The following is a 21,667-nucleotide window of genomic DNA, read 5'->3' as shown; positions in this document are numbered from 1 at the left end:
GCACCGGACGGTGCCGCCGCGGAGACGACCGGCTACTTGACCTGCTTGGCCAGATTGGCGAGGGTCTCCGCCTGGATCTTCCGCAGCCCCAGCGGCGCGAAGATGCCCTCGAACACGCCGCCGATGCCGCCGGCGCCCGCCCACGCGGTCTCGACCGCCACGCGCGCCCCGTCGGCGATCGGGGTGACGGTCCACGTGGTGACCATCGTCGAATTGGCGTCGGTCTCCGTCACGGTGTCGCCCTGGACCGAGACCGCCGCCTCCACGTACCGCACGCGCTTCTTGGTGGCCTGCAGGGTCCAGCGCACGATGGTGCCGTCCCCGTTCCCGCCCTGCACCACCGAATAGTCGCGGTAGTTGTCCGGCAGGATCTTCGGGCGGACGGTCGCGTAGTCCGCCACCGCCTCGAGCACCGCCGACGGCTCCGCCACGATGTCGATCTCGCTGACAGCCTTGACCTCTCCCACAGTGAACTCCCTCTGATCGTGTCGCGTCACACCGTGACGCCCTCTGCACCACGCCGGCGAGCCGAACGCCTGTCGCCACCCGCCATCGTGCCACCCGTACCGGCGCCCGCCCCTTCCGCCACGGCTCCGCCACCGCCTGTGCACCGGAACTCATTCGCGACAAATCGCGTCACCCCACCTACCATCAGCGGGCATGAAAAGCGCTGAGAGGGAATCGGGACGTCGGAACCGCGGCGGGGCGGGTCGGCCGGGCGGCCCGCTGCGCGCGCTGCGCCGCATGGCGGGCGGTGTCCCGCCGCGGCTCTGGGCCGGCGCCGCGGTCACCGCCAACTCCGTCGCACCGCCGTCGAACTACTGGCTCGGCGCAGGCTCGATGATGGTGGGCGGCCCGGTCAACGAGTTGTCGCCGTACCTGCTCGGCGCCTCCGCGGCGGATGCCGCCGTCGGCGTGGCGAAGGGGCGCGGCGCGGCGGCCGCCGCCGTGTCCGCACTGACCATCGCGGGTCAGGCCGAACTCATCCGCCGGGCCATGGCCACGGGGACCGCGGTGGATGCGGCGCTGGACGACGCGATCGGCCGCGGGCGGCCGCCCTCAGCCGGACGGGAGAGCCTCGCCGCGCGCCTGTCCCCCGTGCCGCTGCGGAGCGGCGACGTCGAGGTGCTCCGCGAGATCTCCTACCTCGACCCGGACGGCGTGGACGGCGCGGACGCCGCGGCGCATGCGCGGGCCGAGAAGCTGTGCCGGCTCGACGTCTACCGGTCGCGCAGCGGGACACGCCCGGGCGGCGGAAGCGGTCCGGCGCCCGTCCTGGTGCACGTGCACGGCGGGATGTGGATGGGGAGCGACAAGCGGTACGAAGCGCTGCCCCTGCTGCACCGGATGGCCGCACGCGGCTGGGTGTGCGTCAGCGTCAACTACCGCCTGTGCCCCAAGGACCCGTTCCCCGCGCAGATCCTCGACGTCAAGCGCGCCATCGCGTGGGTCCGTGCGCATGCCTCTGAGTACGGCGCAGACCCGTCGTTCATCGCGATCACGGGCGGTTCGGCGGGCGGGCACCTGGCCTCGCTCGCCGCGCTCACGTCCAACGACCCGCGGCTGCAGCCGCACCTGCCCGACGGGGCCGACACCTCGATCCAGGCGGCGGTGTCCCAGTACGGCATCTACGACTTCACCGCGCAGTCGGGCACCGCGCACGCCACCAAGCGCCGGGACCGTTTCCTGGCGCCGATGATCCTCAAGAAGGACCCCGTCGACGACGCCGCCGACTTCGCTCTGGCGTCGCCGCTGCTGCAAGCGGACGCCTCCGCGCCGCCGTTCTTCGTTCTGCACGGGACGGACGACACCGGCGTGGAGATCGAGGAGTCGCGGCACTTCGTCCGCCACCTGCGCAACGTCTCCGACGGCGTCGTCGCCTTCGCGGAACTCCCCGGGGCACAGCACGCCTACGACCACTTGAACTCGATCCGCACCCGCCGGGCCGGGCGCGGGGTCGAAAGATTCCTGGAGTGGGCCGCGGCCTCCCGCGTCTGACCTCCCGATCACCAGTATTCGCCGCGCAAGTTCACCGCCGACCTGCAATGCTTGTCACATGCCGGGGCCCGCTGTGCGACAGGCCACGGCCGCTGGGTGGCGTGGGCGAAATGGGCGCTGCACGCCACCTGAGCCGAATGACGACTCGCGCCACGCGGAGACCGTGGCGACTCCTGGGAGGGTGCGCGCCGATGGGCGATACGACAGTGCAGTTCGACGACAGACTCAGCGCATTCGACTACATGATGTTCCGGGCGGACATGGACGCCCACTCGCGGACGTCGCTGATGTTCATCGAAACGCTCGACGCGGTTCCCGACTTCGAGGCGCTGCGTGAGCAGATCGACCGCGCGTCCAGGGTGGTGCCACGGCTACGGCAACGGGTGGTGGCCCCGCTGCTGCCGTTGGCACCGGCACGCTGGGTGGTCGACCCGGACTTCTCGCTGGGGTACCACCTGCGCCGCGTGGTGCTGCCCGGCTCCGGCTCACTGCGCGAACTGCTCGATCTGGCCGAGGTCCTGCACTCCACTCCGCTCGACCCGGGCCGCCCCCTCTGGGAGGCCACGCTGGTCGAGGGCCTCGACGAGCCCGACGCCAAGGCCGCGCTGCTCTGGAAGCTCAGCCACACCGTGACCGACGGCGTCGGCGGCATGCTGCTGGACCAGATGATCCACCAGGAAAGCCGCGACCCGTCCCCCGAGCCGATGCCCCCGGTCCCCGTGCCGCAGGACGTCACACCGCTCGAGCTGACGCAGTCGGCGGTGCGCGGGCTTCCGCAGCGCCTCGTCCTGGGCTCGCTCTCACGCGCGGCCGGCATCGCACGCCGCGCGGGCAGCGCCGTCACCGATCCGCGCAGCGCGGTGGGATCCGCCGCCCGCACCATCGACGACCTGCGCAAGCTCGCCGATTCGGCCGCCGCCGAGCCTTCCCCTCTGTTGCGCCGCCGCGGCCTCGACCACCGATTCAGCACGCTCGACTTCCCGTTGGCCGACATCCGCGCGGCCGCCAAGTCGCACGGCTGCTCGGTCAACGACGCCTACCTGGCAGGCATCGCGGGGGCCATGCGCATCTACCATGAGCGACTCGGCGTGCCCGTCGACTCGCTCAACCTCGCCATGCCGGTCAATGCCCGAGCGGGCGGCGATTCCACGGCGGGCAACCAGTGGTCGGCCATCACGATGGCGCTTCCGGTGGCAGAGCCGGACGTCGCCAAGCGCATGCTCGCGATCCGCAAGAGCGTCCTGCACGCCCGTTCCGGGTCGTCCATCGATCCCACCGCGATCCTCGCGCCCGTCCTGTCCTGGCTGCCGCAGCAGCTGCTCGCCGGCACCGGCACCGGGAGCCTCGGCATCGACGTGCAGGCCAGCAACGTCCCCGGCAAGGTGACGGAGCGCTACATCGCAGGGTGCCGCATCACCCGCAGCGTGCCCATCGGGCCGCTGCCGGGCGTCGCGATGATGGCCACGATGGTCTCGTTCGCCGGCCGGTGCTTCGTCGGCGTCAACTACGACACCGCGGCGTTCAGCGACTCCGAGGCGCTCGAGCAGGCGCTGGCAGCAGGGTTCGACGAGGTCCTCGGGGGCGGGCGCGGTACGGCCGCGATCTCCTCCACGGGCACCAAGGCGTCCCGGATGCCCGCGGCGGCACCGGCATCGTCGTCGACGCCGGCACCCTCATCGACGCCGGCATCGTCATCGAAACCGGCCACGAGCAGGACCACAGCACGCAAGCCCGCCGCGCGCAAGGCGCCGGCGGCGAAGGACGGGGACAAGTAGATGGCTGCCGACAACCTCAGACTTCCCGGCACCGTGGCGGAGATCGCCGGCGGACCCGAGGGGCCCGCAGTGGGCGCATTCTTCGACCTCGACGGCACTCTTGTCGCGGGGTACACCGCCCGGTATCTCACAGAGGAGCGGATGAAGGCCGGCGAGTACGGCCCCGTCGACGTGCTGCGCACGCTCGGTGTGATGGTCGGCGGCGGCGGGCTCAACCCCGACACGTTCGCCGAACTCCTCGACCTCGGCGCCCACACCTGGGCGGGCCGCGCCGTCGAGGATCTCGACGAGATGGCGCTGCGCCTGTACAAGAAGAAGGTCGCCGGCCGCATCTACCCTGAGATGCGCGAAATCGTCCGCGCGCACCAGGAACGGGGGCACACCGTCGTCCTCACGTCCTCCGCCACCACGTTCCAGGTGCAGCCGGTGGCCGACGCCCTCGGAATCGACCACGTCGTCTGCAACCGGTTCGAGGACGAGGACGGGATCCTCACCGGCCACGTGGCGAAACCGGTCATCTGGGGCGACACGAAGGCATACGCCGCGCAGCAGTTCGCCGCGGACCACGGCGTGGACCTGGACCGGAGCTACTTCTACGCCGACGGCGACGAGGACGTGGCGCTGATGTACCTCGTCGGCAAGCCGCGCCCGACCAACCCGGGCGAGACGATGGCCAAGGTCGCCGGCAAGCGCGGCTGGCCGGTCACCCGGTTCTCCAGCCGCGGCGCGGGGTCGTCGATACGCACGCTGATCGGCTTCAGCACGTTCCTGCCGATCGCCGGGCTGGGAGCCGCCAAGGGCCTGCTGGAGCGCAACCGCCGCAGCGCGATCAACTTCATCACCGAGAACTGGTCCTCGCTCATGCTCCGCATCAACGGCGTGGAGATGAACGTCCTCGGCCGCGACAACCTCACCGCGTCGCGACCTGCGGTGTTCCTGTTCAATCACCGCAACGGCTTCGACCCGTTCATCGCCGTGTCCCTCATCGGGAGGGACTTCACCTCGGTCGCGAAGGCCGAGCTGAAGGACGACCCGATGATCGGCGCGTTCGGCCGCTTCGCCGATATCGCCTTCGTCGAGCGCGACAACACCAAGTCCGCCGTCGAGGCGCTCAAGCCCATCGAGGAGATGGCGGACAAGGGCCTGTCGGTGCTCATCGCGCCGGAGGGCACGCGGCTGGACACCCGCGAGGTCGGACCGTTCAAGAAGGGCGCGTTCCGCATCGCCATGCACGCCGGCATCCCCGTGGTGCCGATCATCATCCGCAATGCGGAGATGCTCGGGTCACGCGACGCGGTCACGATCAACCCCGGCAAGGTCGATGTCGCGGTGCTCCCCCCTGTGCCCACCGCGGACTGGAAGCTCGAAGAACTCGACGACCGCATCGCCGAGGTGCGGCAGATGTACCTCGATACCCTCGCGGATTGGCCGAGCGACGATGACTGACAAGGCCGGATCGATGGAAGACACCGCCACGCTGTTCCTGTGCGACGCCGAGGACGTCCGCGATATGGCTTCGCTGGCCGAGTGGGTACGGAGCCACCACCCCGAAGGCCGTGCCCGTGCCCGCTTCGCGCAGGTCGCGTTCAGCGGCACCGAGGCGCCCGACACGACCGAGCTCGCCGCCGCCGTCGCCTCGTCCGACGAGGACACCTCCGTGGTCCCGGTGCGCCGGGCGTGGGTCCCGGCGCGCGGTACCCAGGATTCCACCCCGCGCTTCCGGGACCTGGTGCTGGGCGATCCGGCGCGGCCGCGCAATCAGATCGCGCGCAGGCTGCGCCGCGACGATCCCGCGCGGCACCTCGTGCTGCTGGGCGTGGGGGCGACGATCGCCGACCTGCGCTCGCGCTACGAGGCGGAGGGGGACGGCGACGGCCCCGAGTCGTTCGACGCATTCATCGCCCGGCACGCGGATCTCACGCTCGACATGGAGGAACGCGGCCTGCGCGGACGCCGGTACAAGGTGCCGAGGTTCGTCATCCCCGGCATCGAAGCGCGGGGCGGGTACCGCGCCGCCGTCGCGGAGGCCGCCCGCACCCTCGGCCGCCCCGCCGATGACATCCGCGCCGAGACCCGCACGTACCTGCAGGAGCTCGTGGCCACGCCCAGCACGTTCTTCATCGACTGGATGGGCACGCTCACGCGCTGGATCACCTCGCTCGGCTACCGCAGGGTGGTCACCGACCCGGCGAACGTCGAACGCGCACGCGCGATGATGCGGGACCACCCGTCCGCGCTGCTGTGGACGCACAAGTCGCACATCGACGCCATCGCACTGATGTCCGTGATGTACGACAACGACTTCCCGGCCCCGCACTCCATCGGCGGCATCAACATGGCCTTCGCCGGGGTCGGGTACGCCGGCCGCAGGTCCGGCACCATCTTCATCCGGCGCAAGTTCAACGACAACCCTGTGTACAAGCTGGCGCTGCGGCAGTACCTCGGCTTCCTGATGGCCAAGCGGTTCCCGCTGAGCTGGTCGTTCGAGGGCACGCGGTCGCGCAGCGGCATCATCGGCAAGCCTCGCTTCGGCCTGCTCAAGTATGCGATCGACGCCGCGCACGCCACCGGCACCGAGGACCTGCACCTCATCCCCGTGTCCATCAACTACGACCTCATCGGCGAGACGGCCGAGTACGCGCGCGAGGAGGCCGGCAAGCCCAAGGAGTCGGAAAGCCTCGGCTGGTTCTTCGACTATCTGCGCAGGCTGAAGGCCCCGATGGGCGACATCTACCTGGACTTCGCCGAACCCGTGGTGCTGGGCGGAGTGGCGCCGGAGCCCACCCCGGAGCTGCTCCGACAGGTGTCGACGGACGTCGCACGCCGTGCGAATGCCTGCGTGCCCGTGACGATGGCTTCGCTGCTGTGCCTGGTCCTGCTGGGCACGCAGCCACGCGCCCTCACCCGCGCCGAGCTCGATCAGGCGACGCGCGAGATCGTGCGCTGGCTCAAGGCGCGCGGCGTCCGACTGGAGGACATCCTCAGCGACGGCGACCACGCCGCGGGCGAAACGCTCTTCCAGAACGCGCTGGGCACCGGAGTCCTCCGCCGCTCCACCGGGGCGTCCGTGGAACTGATCGGCCTGGGCAGGGGCCAGGACCTGGTGGCCGGCTACTACCGCAACACGATCGTGCACTACTTCATCGAGAAGGCGGTCGCGGAGGTGTGTGTGGCCGTCGCCGCGGACCAGCCCGCAGAGACGCGCGTGGAGGCCTTCGACCGGACGGCCGACACGCTGCACGCGATGCTCCACGCCACCTTCTTCCTGGGCTCCGCGGACGAATTCCGGCGGGCCGTCGACGGTGTGCTCTCCGATTACGACGCGGACTGGCGCACCACGCTCGCGCAGCCGGGTGCACAGGAGGTGGATGCCCTGCTGGACGGGTTCCGTCCCCTCGTCGCACACAGCACTCTGCTGCCGTTCATCGAGGCCCGATGGATCGTCTCCACCGTCGTCGCGGGACTGGCCCCCGACGAGGCCACCGACAAGCAGGAGATCATAGCCAAATCCCTGCGTTACGGGCGGACGGCGCTCGAGCGTCAGCTCATCGTCGGCGAATCCTCCGTGGGCAAGGCCATGCTCGAGGGCGGATACACCTTCCTCGCCGATGCGGGGCTGCTCGACACCGGCGACGACGTGGACGCGAAGGTGGCCAGGCGGCGCGCCGCGCGCGCACACCTCGAATCGATCATCGACGCGATCGCGAAGGTCCGCGTACGGGCGCACGCGCAACTGTTCGACACGGACTCGTCGCGCGCCGTGTGACCCGGGCGCCGGCAGCCTACCGGGCCGCCGCGCCCGCGTGCTCCGGGGATCCGTGCGCCGGGGCGCCCGCTTCGGGCGCCGTGGCAGAGGGGGCCGGTTCAGCAGGCACGGCGGGAGCCGGTTCGGCGCAAGCATCGGCCTTCGATGCCGGGGGGATCGTCGACTCCCCGCCGGCGCGCGGCTTTCGCCGGGGACGGATCCTGTCGTGCGCGACGAGCACGCGTGCAAGCGGCGTGTACAGGATGAGCTCCACCAGGCACAGACTCGCCACCAGGGTCACGAGCACCAGGAGAATGCTGCGCTGCAGGGTGGTGTCCGGGTAGGTGGCGTAGAGCCAGTCCACGAAGCCGGACTGGTGGATCAGGTCGATCACCAGCGGGTGCACCGCGAAGATCCCGAAGGCCCGGACGGCCCCGTAGTCGACGAGCCGGGCACCCCATCCCGTCCCGTCACCGCGGCGGTCGTCCCAGGCCTGCCCGACGATGAAGAACAGAGCCACCGCCCCCAGGTACCACGGCAGGTTCTGCACGCTCCACGCCGCGTAGGCGAGCCCGGGGATGTGTCCGTCGCCCGTGGTCACGAAGAACATGACGACGGTGAAGGCGGCGCCGGCGAGCGACAACGGCATCAGCCAGTGCCGGTTGCGGCGCACCCATGGGGCGAACCGCTCGTAGTGCACGGCCGCCAGCGCCCCTCCCACCAGGAACAGCGCGTACGTGGGCAGCGTCTTCCACATGTGCCCGTACCAGTCGAGATCCGGATGGTAGAAGCTGAACAGCGTGAACATGCCCGCCTGAATCGCCACTGCTCCTGCCATCACCTTGCCGTGATGCCCCTCGGTGCGGCGCAGCAGCATCCGCACCAGGGGGAACAACAGGTAGATCTGCATCGAGATGAGCAGGAAGTACATCTGATACTGCGCGTTGCCCTGGAGGAGGGCGGTGCCGATGTCGCCGGTCACGCCGGCGGCGTCCGGCCACGGCTCGCGCACGAAGGCGTAACCGGTGATGACGTAGATGACCGACCAGGCCAGGTACGGCGCAGCGACGAAACCGTACCGCCGTCGCCAGAAGGTCGACGCCGTGATGGGGCTGCGGTAGTAGGCCAGGAACAGGACGAAGCCGGTGACGAACACGAATCCGTACCGTGCGATGTGCACCATCATGGTGAAGAACTGCATGCCGCGCACATGGTCCGGGTCCCAGTTGATCGATCCGGTCGCGTGCACCATCAGCACCAGCGTGAACAGCGACACCCTGATGAGGTCCACACCGTGGATGCGCGTGCGTCGGCCCACAACCTGCTCGGTGTCACCGCGGTCGGCAGCGCGGGTAGAAGTGGGGCGCACCTTCCTCCTCATCCGTTTGTCGACCGCCCAACGCTACCCAACGGTCAGTATCCCGGCCATGCGGGCGGACCGGTTATGACCTGCGTCATGCCCGCCTGAACCACCTGGACACGGCGCCCCCCGGAGGCGGCGACCGGGAACCGGCCGCGTTCGGGCGGGTCGGTGCACGTCCGACCGGCGGCACTGCAAGGATGGGTTGCCGGACCCGCCCCGCGGGGACGTCCGTGACCACGACCATCCAGACTCCACAGGCGGACCATCCACGCATGAAGTCGCTCGTATCGATCATCCCGCTGGCCGCGGTGGACGCGGTCAACGTGCTGGCGCTGCTCGCCGTGTCCTACGTGTGGATCTCCAGCGCCTCCCGGTGGTCCTACATCCGCACCGCGGTCGCCTTCATGGTGGGCGGGATCTGCGGTCTGGCGCTCACGCTGGCGTTCTCGTTCACCGTGATCCTCGACATCATCCACAGGGCCCTCGATGCACTGTCCGGCACGGTGATCTCGATCATCGGCCTGCTCATCGCCCTGGCGGTGATCGCGGTGGCGGCCCGCGGATTCATCAAGCCCCCGCTCTCGCTTCCCGTGCATCGGAAGGTGCACCCGGCGTTGGCGTTCGTCCTGGGCGTGATCACCTGGGGCGCGCAGTCGCTCACCTCCGCGCCCTTCTACGGGGCGATAGCCGTGATGGCGAAACACGACACGGCCACCCGGCTGGGTCTTTCCGTCGTCTTCGTGATCATCGCGTTGCTCCCCGTCGCAGCGCTGATGGGCGCGCTGGCATTGTGTTCGCAGGAAGCCGGACACCGACTGATCGTCAGGGTCGAGAACATCCTGCCCACTGCGTCGCGCATCGTGTCGGCGATCCTCGTCGTGGCCGGCGTGGTCGGGGCGGTGTATGCGGTGATGAAGCTCCTCGAATGAGGTGATGCGCGGCGCGGTCGCGGCTTGAGCTTGACGCGGCGTCATGGTCGAGACTGGTGCCATGAGAATCGGACAGGTCGCCGAGCTCGCCGGAACGACCACGCGGACCGTGCGCTACTACCACCGGCTGGGTCTGCTCGACGAGCCGCCGCGGCGTTCCAACGGGTACCGGGAGTACGCCATGCCGGACGCGATCCGGCTGATGCGCATCCGGTGGCTCGCCGAGAGCGGCGTGCCGCTGGAGTCCGTCGCCGGAATGCTCGACGGGGCGGGCGGCGGCACGGCCGGGCCTCCCATGGCACGGCCGGTCGAGGCCGACCTCACCGCTCTCATCGCGGGCATCGACGAGCAGCGTGCGGTGCTGGCCCGCCGCCGCACCCGCTTGGCCGCGATGCTCGACGACGCGCACCACTGTCGCCCACTCTCCCCGCTACCGGCGCGCCTCGCCGGGCTGTTCCGCGACGTGCTCGTCGCGGAGTCCACCACGCCCGCCGCCCGTGCCGCTCTGCAGATCGAACAGGACATGGTCGAGGCGCTGACCCTGTCCGGCAAGGCCCCCGACGGGCTGCTCGACGGATTCACGGGGTTGCTGGCGGACCCGGACCGGCGAACCCGCTACCTGGATCTTCTCGGCCGCTGGGCGGAATTGGAGCACCGGGACCCCGAGGCCGTGCGCGAGGAGATCGCCGCGATCACCGAGGCGTTGGCGGGCCTGATGGCGCACTGGTACGAGGGCGGCGGGGGCGACGGCCCCGCCGCCGCGGGTACGGCGGGCGATGCCCCGCAGGATCCTGCGCTGCTCGGCGACGTGGTGAACGATCCTGCGCAGCGGGAGGTCGTCGCGCGCCTGCACCGGCGGATCCGCACCTCTGCACCGCACGGCGGGAGCGCGCCGTGAACGGCGCCGACGCCGCCAGGCTGCTCCACCGGTGGGCGCCCGTGGTCACGGCCGCCGTGGTGGCGGCCGACGCGGCCCTGCTGGCGACCGGTGCGATCACCGGCGGCCAGGCGGTCCGCCTCTTCCTCGCCGCCGAGGTGCCGCTGCTCTGCATCTCCGCCGTCGCGCTGGCCGTCGCCGTCCGCGCGCACCATCGCCGCGGCGACAGCCTTCCGTCAGCGGTGCGGCGAGTGGCCGCACAGTCGCCGTTCGCCCCCGCGGTACGGGCGGAACTGCGCTCCTACCGCGCGCTGTGGCTGTGGGCGCGGCGCCGCTGCGACCTGCCGCCGGGGGCGGTCCCCCTGCACGCGGGCCGCGGCACCGTCGCGCTTCCCGCCGCTTTCGCGGTGGCGACCATCGTCGAGGTCGCGGTGCTCGACCTGCTGCTGCCGTGGCTGTGGCTGCGCATCGCCGTCGCGGCGCTGTCACTGTGGTCGCTGCTGATGCTGGGCGGCGTCGTGGCACTGGGGCGGACCCGTCCGAATTATCTGCTCGGCGGCGCCCTGGTGCTGCGGCGCTCGGGACGCACCGTCGCCGCACTCGACCTCGCGGACATCGCGGCGGTGGTGCGACGGCGCCGGTGGTCCCCCACCTCTCCGGCCGTCCGCGGGCGCCGCCTGATCCTGCCGAACCAGGACGGGACCTGCCTCGACATCGACCTTCACGCGCCGGTCACGGCCGTTCTGCCGGCCTGGACAGCGCGTGGCCGGGGCGCGCGGCACGTCGATTCGGTGAGCCTGCACCTCGACGATCCGGCACTTCTGGCCGCCGCAGCCCACAGCGCAGTGCCGCCCGCCGACGACGGCCCCACCGCCCCGGCCGGCCGGCTCACCGCAGGTCCGGCAGCTCCAGCAGATCCTGGTGGAAACGACGGGCGACGTCGGGGTGCGCCCGCAGCCGCGACTTGAGCGCGTTGAGCCCGTAGACCGCATGCAGCCGCCCGCCGTGCGAATCCTGTCCCACCCCGCGCGCCTGGGAGGCGAGGGCGGGAACAAGTTCCACGGGCGGCAGCTTCTGGTCGAACCCGGGGTTGAGGAAGAACGGCAGCGAGATCCGGTCGCTGCCGTCCGGCGGCGGCAGCACCTTGTGGTTGGTGGCCTTCAGATACCCGTCGGTGGCCACCTCCAGCAACTCGCCGATGTTCACGATGAAGCTCCCCCGCCGGGGCGGCGCATCGATCCAGCGTCCGTCCGCCTCCACCTGCAGGCCGGACGTCCCCGGCTCCGGGTACAGCAGCGTCAGCGCGCCCACGTCCTTGTGCCCGCCCACGCCCTGCCCGCTCACTGTGCCGTCGTGCCCGGGGTACCGCACGATTTTCAGCAGCGGATCCGGATCTGCGAACGCCCTGTCGAAGTGGTCGGCCGACGCGCCGAGCGACACCGCCCAGGCCCGCAGCAGGCGCATGCCCGCGGCCCCGGCCCGGTCCATCCACTCGAGTGCGGCGCCGCGCAGCCGGGGCACCTCCGCTGGCCACTGGTTGGGCCCGTCGAGCACCCGCCAGGGCCGCTGCGGGTCCGGCGCTGCCGCCGAGCGCTCGGCGCCGATGTCCAACTGCTCGCGCCAGTCCACCCGCCCCTGCGTGCGCTCGCCGCCCAGCACGGTGTAGCCGCGGAAGTGCGGCGAGCGCACGTTTTCGATCGCGCGCTTGCGCTGCTCCGGAAGCATGAAGAACTCCCGTGCCGCGGCGATCAGCGCGTCGGCGGCGTCCGCGTCCACGCCGTGGCCGGTGAGGTAGAAGAATCCGAGGCCGTGCGTGGCAGTGCGCAGCGCGCGCAGCTCCGCCGGGTCGCCGGCATCGAGCGCGGCCAGGTCGATGGTGGGCAGTTCCGTCTCGGCGGCCATTGCAGTCCTCTCTGATGCGAATCGCCACTGTACTGCGCGGCCCCGCCGGTGACGCGCACGCGCCGGACGCACAGGGACACGGCACGGGGCCCGGCGCATCCGTGGACGCGTCGGGCCCCGTGGCCGCGGAGGATCAGCCCGTTCCTGCTCAGCCCTCCAGGCTGGCCGGCGGGGTGAAGCGCTCGCCGTACGTGGCGGCGAGCTCCTTGGCACGCTTGACGAAGCCTGCCTTGCCTCCCTCGTAGCCCACGATGTACTGGGCGACGCCGCCCGTCCACGCCGGGTAGCCGATGCCCATGATCGAGCCGATGTTGGCGTCGGCGGTGGTGTCGATGACGCCCTCATCGAAGCACTTCTGCGTCTCGATCGCCTCGATGAACAGCATCCGCTCGATGAGGTCCTGCAGCGGCGCGTCCGACGCGGCGTCACCGACCACGCCGGCCAGGCCGGGCCACAACCCCGCACGCTTGCCATCGGCGTAGTCGTAGAACCCGGCGCCGCCGAGCTTGCCGGTGCGGCCCGCGTCGACCAGCGCGTTGATGACGTCGCCGGCCGGGTCCGCCGGCAGCGTCCGTCCCTCTGCTGCCGCGGCGTCGGCGGTCTCCTTGCGGATCTTCTGCATCAGCGTCAGGTTGAGCTCGTCCGAGAGCTGCAGCGGGGCCGCCGGGAAACCGGCCTGCTGGCCTGCCTGCTCCACCGTGGCGGGTGCGACGCCTTCGGCGACCATCGCGATCGCCTCGTTGATGAAGGTGCCGATGACGCGGGAGGTGAAGAATCCGCGCGAGTCGTGCACCACGATCGGCGTCTTGCGGATCGCCTGCACGTAGTCGAACACGCGCGCCAGGGCCCGGTCCGAAGTCTTCTCCCCGCGGATGATCTCCACCAGCGGCATCTTGTCCACCGGCGAGAAGAAGTGGATGCCGATGAAGTCCTCCTGGCGCTTGACGCCCTTCGCCAGTCCGGTGATCGGCAACGTCGAGGTGTTCGAGCCCAGAAGCGCGTCCTCCGTGACGACGTCCTCGATCTCCTGGAAGACCTTGTGCTTGAGCTCCTCCGATTCGAAGACTGCCTCGACGACGAAGTCCACGCCCTTCAGGTCCGCGGCGTCGGCGGTCGGATGGATGCGGTCCAGCAGCGCCTTCGACTTCTCCTCGGTGGTCTTGCCGCGCTTCAGCGCCTTCTCCTCGAGCTTGACCGAGTAGCCCTTGCCGCGCTCAGCGGCGGCCTGCTCGACGTCCTTGAGCACCACCTCGAAGCCGGCCTTGGCGGAGACGTAGGCGATGCCCGCGCCCATCATTCCGGCGCCCAGCACGCCGATCTTGGTGATCGGGGTCTTCTCGACGCCGTCCGGACGCGAGGCGCCCGAGTTGATCGACTGCAGGTCGAAGAAGAACGCCTGGATCATGTTCTTCGCCACCTGGCCGGTGACCAGCTCGGTGAAGTACCGCGCCTCGATGAGCAGCGCGTTGTCGATGTCCACCTGGGAGCCCTCGACGGCCGCGGACATGATGGCACGCGGCGCGGGCATGGGCGCGCCCTTGAGCTGCTTGCGCAGGTTCGCGGGGAACGCGGGCAGGTTCGCGGCGAAGGCCGGGGTCGCGGGGGTGCCGCCCGGGATCCTGTACCCCTTGACGTCCCACGGCTGCACGCCGCCCTCGGGGTTGGCCTTGATCCATTCCTTGGCGGCAGGGACGAGCGCGTCGACCGAGTCGACGACCTCGTCGATCAAGCCGACTTCCTTGGCTGCGGCCGGTCCGCGCTGCTGGCCCTGCAGCAGGACCCCCATCAGAGCGTTCTGCAGCCCCAGGAGCCGGACGGTGCGCACGACGCCGCCGCCGCCGGGCAGCAGGCCCAGCGTGACCTCCGGCAGGCCGATCTTGACGCCCTTGACGTCCGCGGCGATGCGGTGGTGGGTGGCCAGCGCGATCTCGAGGCCACCACCGAGCGCCGCGCCGTTGATCGCGGTGACGACGGGCTTTCCGAGCGTCTCCAGCCGACGCAGATCCGCCTTGGCGGCCAGGCTGTGCTCGAAGATCTCCGCGGCCTGGTCCTTGCGGACGGCGAGCAGGTTGTTGAGGTCGCCGCCGGCGAAGAAGGTCTTCTTGCCCGACGCGAGCACGACGCCGGTGATCGCGTCCTTCTCCTCGTACAGGCGGTCGACGATGGTCTTCATCGACGTCAGGTACCGCTCGTTCATCGTGTTCGCGCCCTGGTGGGGGTCGTCGATGGTGAGCACGACGATGCCGTCGGCGTCCTTGTCCCAGGCGATGATGTTGTCAGTCATGTTTCCGTGTTGCCCTTTCAGGATTTCCCGCCGGTGACGATCAGACGCGCTCGATGATGGTGGCGACGCCCATGCCGCCGCCGATGCACAGCGTGATCAGCGCGTAGCGGCCGCCGCGGCGCTCGAGCTCGTCGACCATCGTCCCGGTGATCATCGCGCCGGTCGCGCCCAGCGGGTGCCCCATCGCGATGGCGCCGCCATTGACGTTGAGCTTCTCGTCGGGGACGTTCATGTCCTTCTGGAACCGCAGCACCACCGAGGCGAAGGCCTCGTTGATCTCCACCAGGTCCATGTCGTCGATGGTCAGGCCCGCGGTGGCGAGCGCCTTCTTCGAGGCCGGGGTGGGTCCGGTGAGCATGATCGTCGAATCGGCACCGGAGGTGGCGGTGGCGACGACGCGCGCCCGCGGGGTGAGCCCCATGTCCTTGCCCACCTGCTCGGAGCCGACCATGAGCAGCGCGGCGCCGTCGACGATGCCGGACGAGTTGCCGCCGTGGTGCACGTGGTTGATCTTCTCGACCCAGTGGTATTTCTGCAGCGCCACCGCGTCGAAGCCGCCGATCTCGCCGACGGTGGCGAACGACGGGTTCAAGCCGCCGAGCGCCTCCACCGAGGTGCCGGGGCGCATGTGCTCGTCGTTGTCGAGGATCGTGATCCCGTTCTGGTCCTTCACCGGCACGATGGACTTGGCGAAGTAGCCGCCGTCCCACGCCTTCTTCGCCAGCTCCTGCGAGCGGGCGGCATAGGCGTCGACGGTCTCCCGATCGAAGCCCTCGATCGTGGCGATGAGGTCTGCGCCCACGCCCTGCGGCACGAACCCGGTGTCGTAGTTGGTGGCCGGGTCCAGGCCCCACGCGCCGCCGTCGCTGCCCATCGGCACCCGGGACATCGACTCGACGCCGCCTGCCAGCACCAGCTCGTCCCACCCGGAGCGCACCTTCTGCGCCGCCAGGTTCAGCGCTTCGAGCCCTGACGCGCAGAAGCGGTTGAGCTGGAATCCGCCGACCGTGTCCGGGTAGCCGGCCGCGGTGATCGCCGTGCGGGCGATGTCCATGCCCTGGTCGCCCACCGGGGTGACGCAACCCAGGATCAGGTCGGACAACCGGTCGTAGTCCAGGTCGGGGAACCGCACCTTGATCTCGTCGAGCAGGCCGGTGACCAGTGAGATCGGCTTGACCGAATGCAGCGATCCCGTCTTCTTGCCGCGGCCGCGCGGCGTGCGGATCGCCTCGTAGATGTATGCCTCGGTAGTCATCGGCATTCGTTCCTTTCCTTTACGTTTCTATAACGTGTTCTACCACTCTGGGCGGCGGGGCGTCCGGTGCCGCCCCGGAAACGGGACGCCGTTTCCGGCCACCGCGCGCGGCTAGTGTGGGGGCCATGCCGGCACCCGCCCCGAACTCGACCAGCCCCGTCCCCACCGTCCGGCGGCTGCGGCCATACGGCGCCACGATCTTCGCCGAGATGACCGCGCTGGCCACCCGGTACGACGCCGTCAACCTGGGCCAGGGCTTCCCGGACACCGACGGCCCGCCCGCGATGCTCGACGCCGCTCGCGCGGCAATCGCCGACGGGCTCAACCAGTACGCACCGGGCATCGGCATGCCCGGCCTGCGCGCCGCCGTCGCCGAGGACCGCCGCGCCCGCTACGAGCTCGAAACCGACCCCGACACCGAGGTCCTCATCACCGTAGGCGCCACCGAGGGGATCGCCGGCGCGGTCCTGGGCCTGGTGGAACCCGGTGACGAGGTGGTCCTGATCGAACCGTACTACGACTCCTACTCGGCGGTAATATCGCTCGCCGGGGGTGTGCGCAGGACGGTGCCGCTGGTCCCGCGCGGCGGCGGTTTCGGGCTCGATCACGACGGACTGCGGGCGGCCGTGTCCGATGCGACGCGGATGCTCATCGTCAACACGCCGCACAATCCCACCGGAACGGTCTTCGACGCCGCCGACCGCGCCGTCATCGCGGAAGTCGCCGGGAAGCACGACGTGCTGGTGCTCTCCGACGAGGTCTACGAGCACCTCGTGTACGACGACGCCGCCGGGCCGCACGTGCCGCTGTGCGCCGTCGACGGACTCGGCGACCGCACCCTCACGGTGTCGTCGGCCGCCAAGACGTTCAACGTCACCGGCTGGAAGACGGGCTGGGTGTGCGGCCCCGCGGAGCTGGTGGCCGCCGCCCGCGCCGCCAAGCAGTTCCTCAGCTACGTCGGCGGCACCCCGTTCCAACCCGCGGTGGAGCTGGCGCTGCGCACCGAGCAGGAGTGGATCCACCGCAACCGGGCGGAACTGCAGACGAAGCGGGACTTCCTCTCGGACGCGCTGCGCACGGCGGGGTTCGGGGTGCACGACTGCGCCGGCACGTACTTCCTGCTGGCCGACCCGCGCCCGCTCGGCTACGACGACGGCGCGCGATTGTGCCGCGCGATGCCGGAGCAGGTGGGCGTTGCCGCGGTGCCGATGGCGCCGTTCACCGACGACCCCGGCCCCTGGCGGCACCTGGTGCGCTTCGCGTTCTGCAAGCGCGACGAGGTGCTGGCCGAGGGGGCGCGACGCCTGTCCGGGCTGCGGGGGTGACCCCACGGCCCGGACTCCGGCCGAAGTGTGGGCGGTCAAGCTAGGCGTCCCACCCGATCTGTTCCAGCGGCGTCGAGCCCTGCGGCCGCACGCCCGCGACCGCCGCGGGCGTCCGCGAGAAACGCGGCGCCGGCGCCGGTTGCGGCGCGCCGTCCGGCCCGCTGCGCACGAGCGTCCCCCGCGCCGCGAGGTGTTCGGAGTCCGGCGCCTCGGCCATGCTCAGCACCGGGGTCACGCACGCGTCGACGTCGGCGAACACCTTGGTCCACTCGTCGCGCGTCCGCGTGGCGAACCGCTCCGCGAACAACGCGCGCAGCTCCGGCCACCGCGACTGGTCGATCTGCATCGGCAGGTCGTCCGCGGACAGCTCGAGCCCCTCGAGCAGCAGCGCGTAGAACTGCGGTTCGATCGCCCCCACCGCCATGCATCCGCCGTCGGCGCACTCGTAGACGCGGTAGAACGGCGCACCGCCGTCGAGCAGGTTGGACTCGCGATCGTCCTGCCACATCCCCGACGCGCGGAACGACCACGGCATCGCGCCCAGTGCGCTGACCCCGTCCACCATGGCGGCGTCCACCACCTGCCCGCGGCCCGAGCTCTGCCGCTCGAACAGGGCGGCCAGCACGCCGGTCACCAGGAACATCGACCCACCGCCGAAGTCGGCGGCCAGGTTCAGGGGCGGCACGGGCGGCTGGCCGCGCCGACCGATGGTGGAAAGCATGCCCGTCATCGAAAGATAGTTGATGTCGTGCCCGGCGCGCTGTGCCATCGGCCCGTCCTGGCCCCACCCGGTCATCCGCGCGTAGATCAGGCGGGGATTGCGCTGCGCGCAGTCGTCGGGGCCGATACCCAGCCGCTCGCACACGCCCGGCCGGAACCCCTCGATGAGCACGTCGGCGCGCTCTACCAGGTCCAACAGCTCGTCGCGCTGCGTCTTGATGTCGAGGTCGACGAGGCGGCGCCCGCGCAGCAGCACATCGCGGTCCTCCGGGGGCAGCACCAGGCCGCCGGGGCGGCGCACGCGCACCACGTCCGCGCCCAGGTCCCCCAGCATCATCGCCGCGTGCGGGCCCGGTCCGATGCCGCCGAGCTCCAGCACGCGCAGGCCGGTCAGCGGCCCGCCGGACTGCGAATCCCGAGTCGGTGACGAATCCTGAGGCGGTGACGAATCCTGAGGCAAGGTCACATCCCCAACCCGCGGCCGATGATCTCCTTCATGATCTCGGTGGTGCCGCCGTAGATGGTCTGCACGCGGGAGTCCATGAACGCCTTGGCCACCGGGTATTCGCGCATGTATCCGTAGCCGCCGTGCATCTGCAGGCAGCGGTCGATCAGCGCCACCTGCTTCTCGGTGGTCCACCACTTGGCCATCGCGGCCTCCTCGATGGTGAGCTCGCCGCGGTTCAGTGCCTCGATGCACTGGTCGACGAACACCCGGGCGATCTTGGTCTCGGTGGCCAGCTCGGCCATGACGAACCGGGAGTTCTGGAACGAGCCGATGGACCGGCCGAAGGCCTTGCGGTCGCGGCAGTACTCGATGGTCTCCTGGAGCACCTGCTCCATCGCGGCGGCCGCGACCACGGCGATGGACAGGCGCTCCTGCGGCAGGTTCTGCATGAGGTACATGAACCCCATGCCCTCCTCGCCGATGAGGTTGGCCGAGGGCACCCGCACGTCGTTGAAGCTGAGCTCCGCGGTGTCCTGCGCCTTGAGCCCGATCTTGTCGAGGTTGCGGCCACGCTCGAAACCGGGCATTCCGCGCTCCACGCCGAAGAGCGAGAAGCCTTGCGCACCCTTGGACGGATCCGTCTGCGCCACCACGATGACCAGGTCGGAGTGGATGCCGTTGGTGATGAACGTCTTGGCCCCGTTGAGAATCCAATCGTCCCCGTCGCGCTTGGCGTTGGTCTTGATGCCCTGCAGGTCCGAGCCCGTGCCCGGCTCCGTCATGGCGACCGCGGTGATCAGCTCGCCGGTGCAGAACCGCGGCAGCCAGCGCTCCTTCTGCTCGTCGCTGCACAGATTGGTCAGGTACGGCTGGATGACGTCGTTGTGCAACATGAAGCCGAGGCCGCTGTACCCGCCGCGCACCGATTCCTCGGTGACCACGGTGTTGTAGCGGAAGTCCTGCACCCCGCCGCCGCCGTACTTCTCGTCGACCGCCATACCGAGGAAACCGAGCTTGCCGGCCTCCACCCACACTTCCCGGTCGACCATGTTGTCGTCCTCCCACTGGTCGTGGAACGGCGCGACGTGCTCGGCGAGGAACCCGCGGTAGGACTCCCGGAACAGCTTGTGGTCGTCGTCGAAAAGTGTGCGCTCCATACGGTGGCCCTCCTGTGCGGACATGCGTGCCGGCCGGACCCTCGCATGTGCCGGTCCGGGTGCGTTCCACCTCACCGTATGCTCGGGCCCGGCGGGCGGTAAGGACCCGAACGATCAGCGTTCGTGACCGAAACGGAGGAGGCCGGCATGGCCGTGCGGATGGTCCCGGTGGGATTCGTGCGGCGCGCGCTGCACGCGTCCGCCCGCCGTGGCACCGACCTGGGCCCCGCCCTGGCGCCCGCGGGAATCACCGTGCACGAGCTCGACAATCCCGACACCCGGCTCACCGTCGACCAGGTCGCGCTTTTCATGCTCGGCGCCTCCGAGATCACCGACGACGAGCTCATGGGGCTGGGACTGGGGCCGGTGCCGCGCGGCACGTTCGCGCTGCTGTCCCATGCGATCATCCACTGCCCCGACCTCGATTCCACGCTGCACCGGCTCGCGGGGTTCCTCCCCGCGCTGCCCTCCTCGGCGCCGGTGCGCATCGACTTCCACGACGCGGGAGTGCGCTTCTGGTTCGACACCTCGGTGCTTCCGGCGGCGCGCGCGGACGCGCGGGAGGACGCCGCCGTCGTCGCCGACTTCGGGCTGCTGCTGGTGCACCGGTTCGCCGCGTGGCTCACCGGCCGGCGCCTGGAGCCGCTGAGAGTCGAGCTCCCCTACTCCGCCCCCGAGCCGGTCGACGTGGTGGCCTACCACCACATGTTCGGCATTCCCGTCACCTTCGGCGGCCGCGATCCCGCGCTCGAGTTCGCCGCCGCGGATCTGGCGAGTCCCGTCGTCCAGGACGAGGACTCGCTGCGCGAGTTCCTGCGCGCGTCGCCGGGCACCCTGCTGGCGCGGCGCGACTACGACAGCGGCCTGACCGCCCGCGCCCGGCGGATCGTCGAGCTCGGCATCCGCGGCACTCAGCCCACGGCCTCGGACGTGGCCGCGGCGCTGGCGGTGAGCGAACCCCAACTCCGCCGGATGCTGCGCGCGGAGGGCACTTCCCTGGGCAGGCTTCGCGAATCGGTGCTCCAGGAGTACGCGATGGCCGGGCTGGAATCAGGCGAGTCCGTCGACGTCATCTCCGCGCGCCTGGGGTTCTCCGAGCCCAGCGCATTCCGCCGCGCGTTCAAGCGGTGGACGGGGAAGACGCCCGGCGAATACCGGTAGCCACGCCGCCGAGTTGGTGGTTCTCCGGTGGACCTTCGCGGCTGAGGCACCGAAAAACCACCGGCTCGCCGAAGGACCGCGATGATTCCCGCGGAACCGCCCGGTCTCCATACCCGCACGCACCCCGCCCCAGGAAGGAACCGGCCATGACCGCATCGCATCCGTACTTCCCCGCCGACGCCTACGACGGCGTCGTGATCTTCGACGGCCCCGACGTGCCGCTGGCCGTCGTGGAGGTCCGCGACTATCCGATGGCCCGCATGCCCGAGCTGATGGACGCGGTCTTCTCGGAACTGTTCCCCGCACTCGCCTCCGCGGGCACGGCACCGGCCGGCCCGGCGCTGGCGATGCACACGCGCGTGCCCACCGACACCGTCGACATGGCGGTCGGCGTCCCCGTCACCGCGCCGCTCACGGAGTCGCTGGACCTGGGCGACGGGCACACCGTGGTCGCGTCGTCGATCCCCGCCGGCCGCGTGGCGGCCACCAGCCACCTGGGCTCGTACGACGGCCTGGGCGACGCGTGGGGACGGTTCATGGGCGATGTCGCGTCGGCCGGCCACACGCCCACCACGCGGTTCTTCGAGGTGTACGTGACCGAGCCGACGCCCGATGCGGACCCCGCCACCATGCGCACGGACCTGGCGGTGTTCCTCGCCTGAGTCGGGCCTGCCACCGATCCGGGCACCGTTTCCCGCGGGGACCGCGCGATCACGCGCGCGGAATGC

17 protein-coding genes are annotated in these 21,667 nt (G+C 70.6%); 10 read left to right on the top strand and 7 right to left on the bottom strand.

The window, feature by feature from the left end:
* Positions 1–32: 32 nt before the first annotated feature.
* Positions 33–467, bottom strand: a complete 435-nt coding sequence (locus FO059_RS05955) for an SRPBCC family protein (RefSeq protein ID WP_143907167.1) — start codon at positions 465–467, stop codon at positions 33–35.
* A gap of 193 nt (positions 468–660) precedes the next feature.
* Between FO059_RS05955 and FO059_RS05950 the strand changes: the two genes are divergently transcribed.
* The 4 genes from FO059_RS05950 to FO059_RS05935 all read left to right on the top strand — a co-directional run bounded on the left by FO059_RS05950 (position 661) and on the right by FO059_RS05935 (position 7,539).
* Positions 661–1,998 carry an alpha/beta hydrolase gene (locus FO059_RS05950; protein WP_143907165.1) on the top strand — a complete coding sequence of 446 codons (1,338 nt, stop codon included), beginning with the start codon at positions 661–663 and terminating at the stop codon, positions 1,996–1,998.
* A 191-nt stretch (positions 1,999–2,189) separates the two neighbouring features.
* Positions 2,190–3,773: a wax ester/triacylglycerol synthase family O-acyltransferase gene (locus FO059_RS05945; protein ID WP_158726575.1), complete on the top strand. Its 1,584-nt coding sequence runs from the start codon at positions 2,190–2,192 to the stop codon at positions 3,771–3,773.
* Positions 3,774–5,219, top strand: coding sequence for an HAD-IB family hydrolase (locus tag FO059_RS05940; RefSeq protein ID WP_143907161.1), 1,446 nt, complete (start codon positions 3,774–3,776; stop codon positions 5,217–5,219).
* Positions 5,212–7,539: a 1-acyl-sn-glycerol-3-phosphate acyltransferase gene (locus FO059_RS05935; RefSeq protein WP_143907159.1), complete on the top strand. Its 2,328-nt coding sequence runs from the start codon at positions 5,212–5,214 to the stop codon at positions 7,537–7,539. The genes FO059_RS05940 and FO059_RS05935 overlap by 8 nt, the downstream gene beginning before the upstream one ends.
* A gap of 16 nt (positions 7,540–7,555) precedes the next feature.
* On the opposite strand, the gene FO059_RS05930 is transcribed toward FO059_RS05935, so the two are convergent.
* Positions 7,556–8,887 carry an acyltransferase gene (locus tag FO059_RS05930; RefSeq protein ID WP_158726576.1) on the bottom strand — a complete coding sequence of 444 codons (1,332 nt, stop codon included), beginning with the start codon at positions 8,885–8,887 and terminating at the stop codon, positions 7,556–7,558.
* Between the two features lie 266 nt (positions 8,888–9,153).
* Between FO059_RS05930 and FO059_RS05925 the strand changes: the two genes are divergently transcribed.
* The 3 genes from FO059_RS05925 to FO059_RS05915 all read left to right on the top strand — a co-directional run bounded on the left by FO059_RS05925 (position 9,154) and on the right by FO059_RS05915 (position 11,655).
* Complete coding sequence (locus FO059_RS05925) at positions 9,154–9,810, top strand: hypothetical protein (RefSeq protein WP_143907155.1); 657 nt, start codon at positions 9,154–9,156, stop codon at positions 9,808–9,810.
* A gap of 61 nt (positions 9,811–9,871) precedes the next feature.
* Entirely contained in the window at positions 9,872–10,708 is an 837-nt protein-coding gene (locus FO059_RS05920) for a MerR family transcriptional regulator (protein WP_143907154.1), read from the top strand.
* Positions 10,705–11,655, top strand: coding sequence for a hypothetical protein (locus tag FO059_RS05915; protein ID WP_143907152.1), 951 nt, complete (start codon positions 10,705–10,707; stop codon positions 11,653–11,655). The genes FO059_RS05920 and FO059_RS05915 overlap by 4 nt, the downstream gene beginning before the upstream one ends.
* Here FO059_RS05915 and FO059_RS05910 read toward each other — a convergent pair.
* From FO059_RS05910 to FO059_RS05900, 3 genes are all read right to left on the bottom strand, one after another.
* On the bottom strand, positions 11,576–12,589 hold the full coding sequence (locus FO059_RS05910) for an isopenicillin N synthase family dioxygenase (protein WP_143907149.1): 1,014 nt from the start codon (positions 12,587–12,589) through the stop codon (positions 11,576–11,578). The two genes, FO059_RS05915 and FO059_RS05910, sit on opposite strands and share 80 nt — an antisense overlap.
* A 148-nt stretch (positions 12,590–12,737) precedes the next feature.
* Positions 12,738–14,873 (bottom strand): 3-hydroxyacyl-CoA dehydrogenase NAD-binding domain-containing protein, encoded by a 2,136-nt coding sequence (locus FO059_RS05905; RefSeq protein WP_143907147.1) that lies wholly within the window; start codon positions 14,871–14,873, stop codon positions 12,738–12,740.
* A gap of 40 nt (positions 14,874–14,913) precedes the next feature.
* On the bottom strand, positions 14,914–16,128 hold the full coding sequence (locus FO059_RS05900; RefSeq protein WP_143907145.1) for an acetyl-CoA C-acetyltransferase: 1,215 nt from the start codon (positions 16,126–16,128) through the stop codon (positions 14,914–14,916).
* Between the two features lie 125 nt (positions 16,129–16,253).
* On the opposite strand from FO059_RS05900, the gene FO059_RS05895 reads away from it, so the two are divergent.
* Positions 16,254–17,453 (top strand): pyridoxal phosphate-dependent aminotransferase, encoded by a 1,200-nt coding sequence (locus FO059_RS05895; protein ID WP_143907143.1) that lies wholly within the window; start codon positions 16,254–16,256, stop codon positions 17,451–17,453.
* 40 nt (positions 17,454–17,493) lie between these two features.
* Here the strand turns inward: FO059_RS05895 and FO059_RS05890 are convergent, their stop codons facing one another.
* Positions 17,494–18,633 carry a CaiB/BaiF CoA transferase family protein gene (locus FO059_RS05890; protein ID WP_143910489.1) on the bottom strand — a complete coding sequence of 380 codons (1,140 nt, stop codon included), beginning with the start codon at positions 18,631–18,633 and terminating at the stop codon, positions 17,494–17,496.
* 2 nt (positions 18,634–18,635) lie between these two features.
* Complete coding sequence (locus tag FO059_RS05885; protein WP_143907141.1) at positions 18,636–19,778, bottom strand: acyl-CoA dehydrogenase family protein; 1,143 nt, start codon at positions 19,776–19,778, stop codon at positions 18,636–18,638.
* A gap of 147 nt (positions 19,779–19,925) precedes the next feature.
* Here FO059_RS05885 and FO059_RS05880 point away from each other — a divergent pair, with 147 nt between their 5' ends.
* Together FO059_RS05880 and FO059_RS05875 are read left to right on the top strand one after the other, a co-directional pair.
* Positions 19,926–20,939 (top strand): AraC family transcriptional regulator, encoded by a 1,014-nt coding sequence (locus FO059_RS05880; protein WP_143910488.1) that lies wholly within the window; start codon positions 19,926–19,928, stop codon positions 20,937–20,939.
* Positions 20,940–21,085: 146 nt separating this feature from the next.
* Positions 21,086–21,601: a GyrI-like domain-containing protein gene (locus tag FO059_RS05875; protein ID WP_143907138.1), complete on the top strand. Its 516-nt coding sequence runs from the start codon at positions 21,086–21,088 to the stop codon at positions 21,599–21,601.
* Positions 21,602–21,667: the final 66 nt, after the last annotated feature.

The sequence above is a fragment of the Tomitella fengzijianii genome, from assembly GCF_007559025.1.
GTDB classification, from domain to species: domain Bacteria; phylum Actinomycetota; class Actinomycetes; order Mycobacteriales; family Mycobacteriaceae; genus Tomitella; species Tomitella fengzijianii.
Note: the sequence above shows the minus strand (reverse complement) of the source record. Positions and strands in the feature narration are given on the sequence as shown.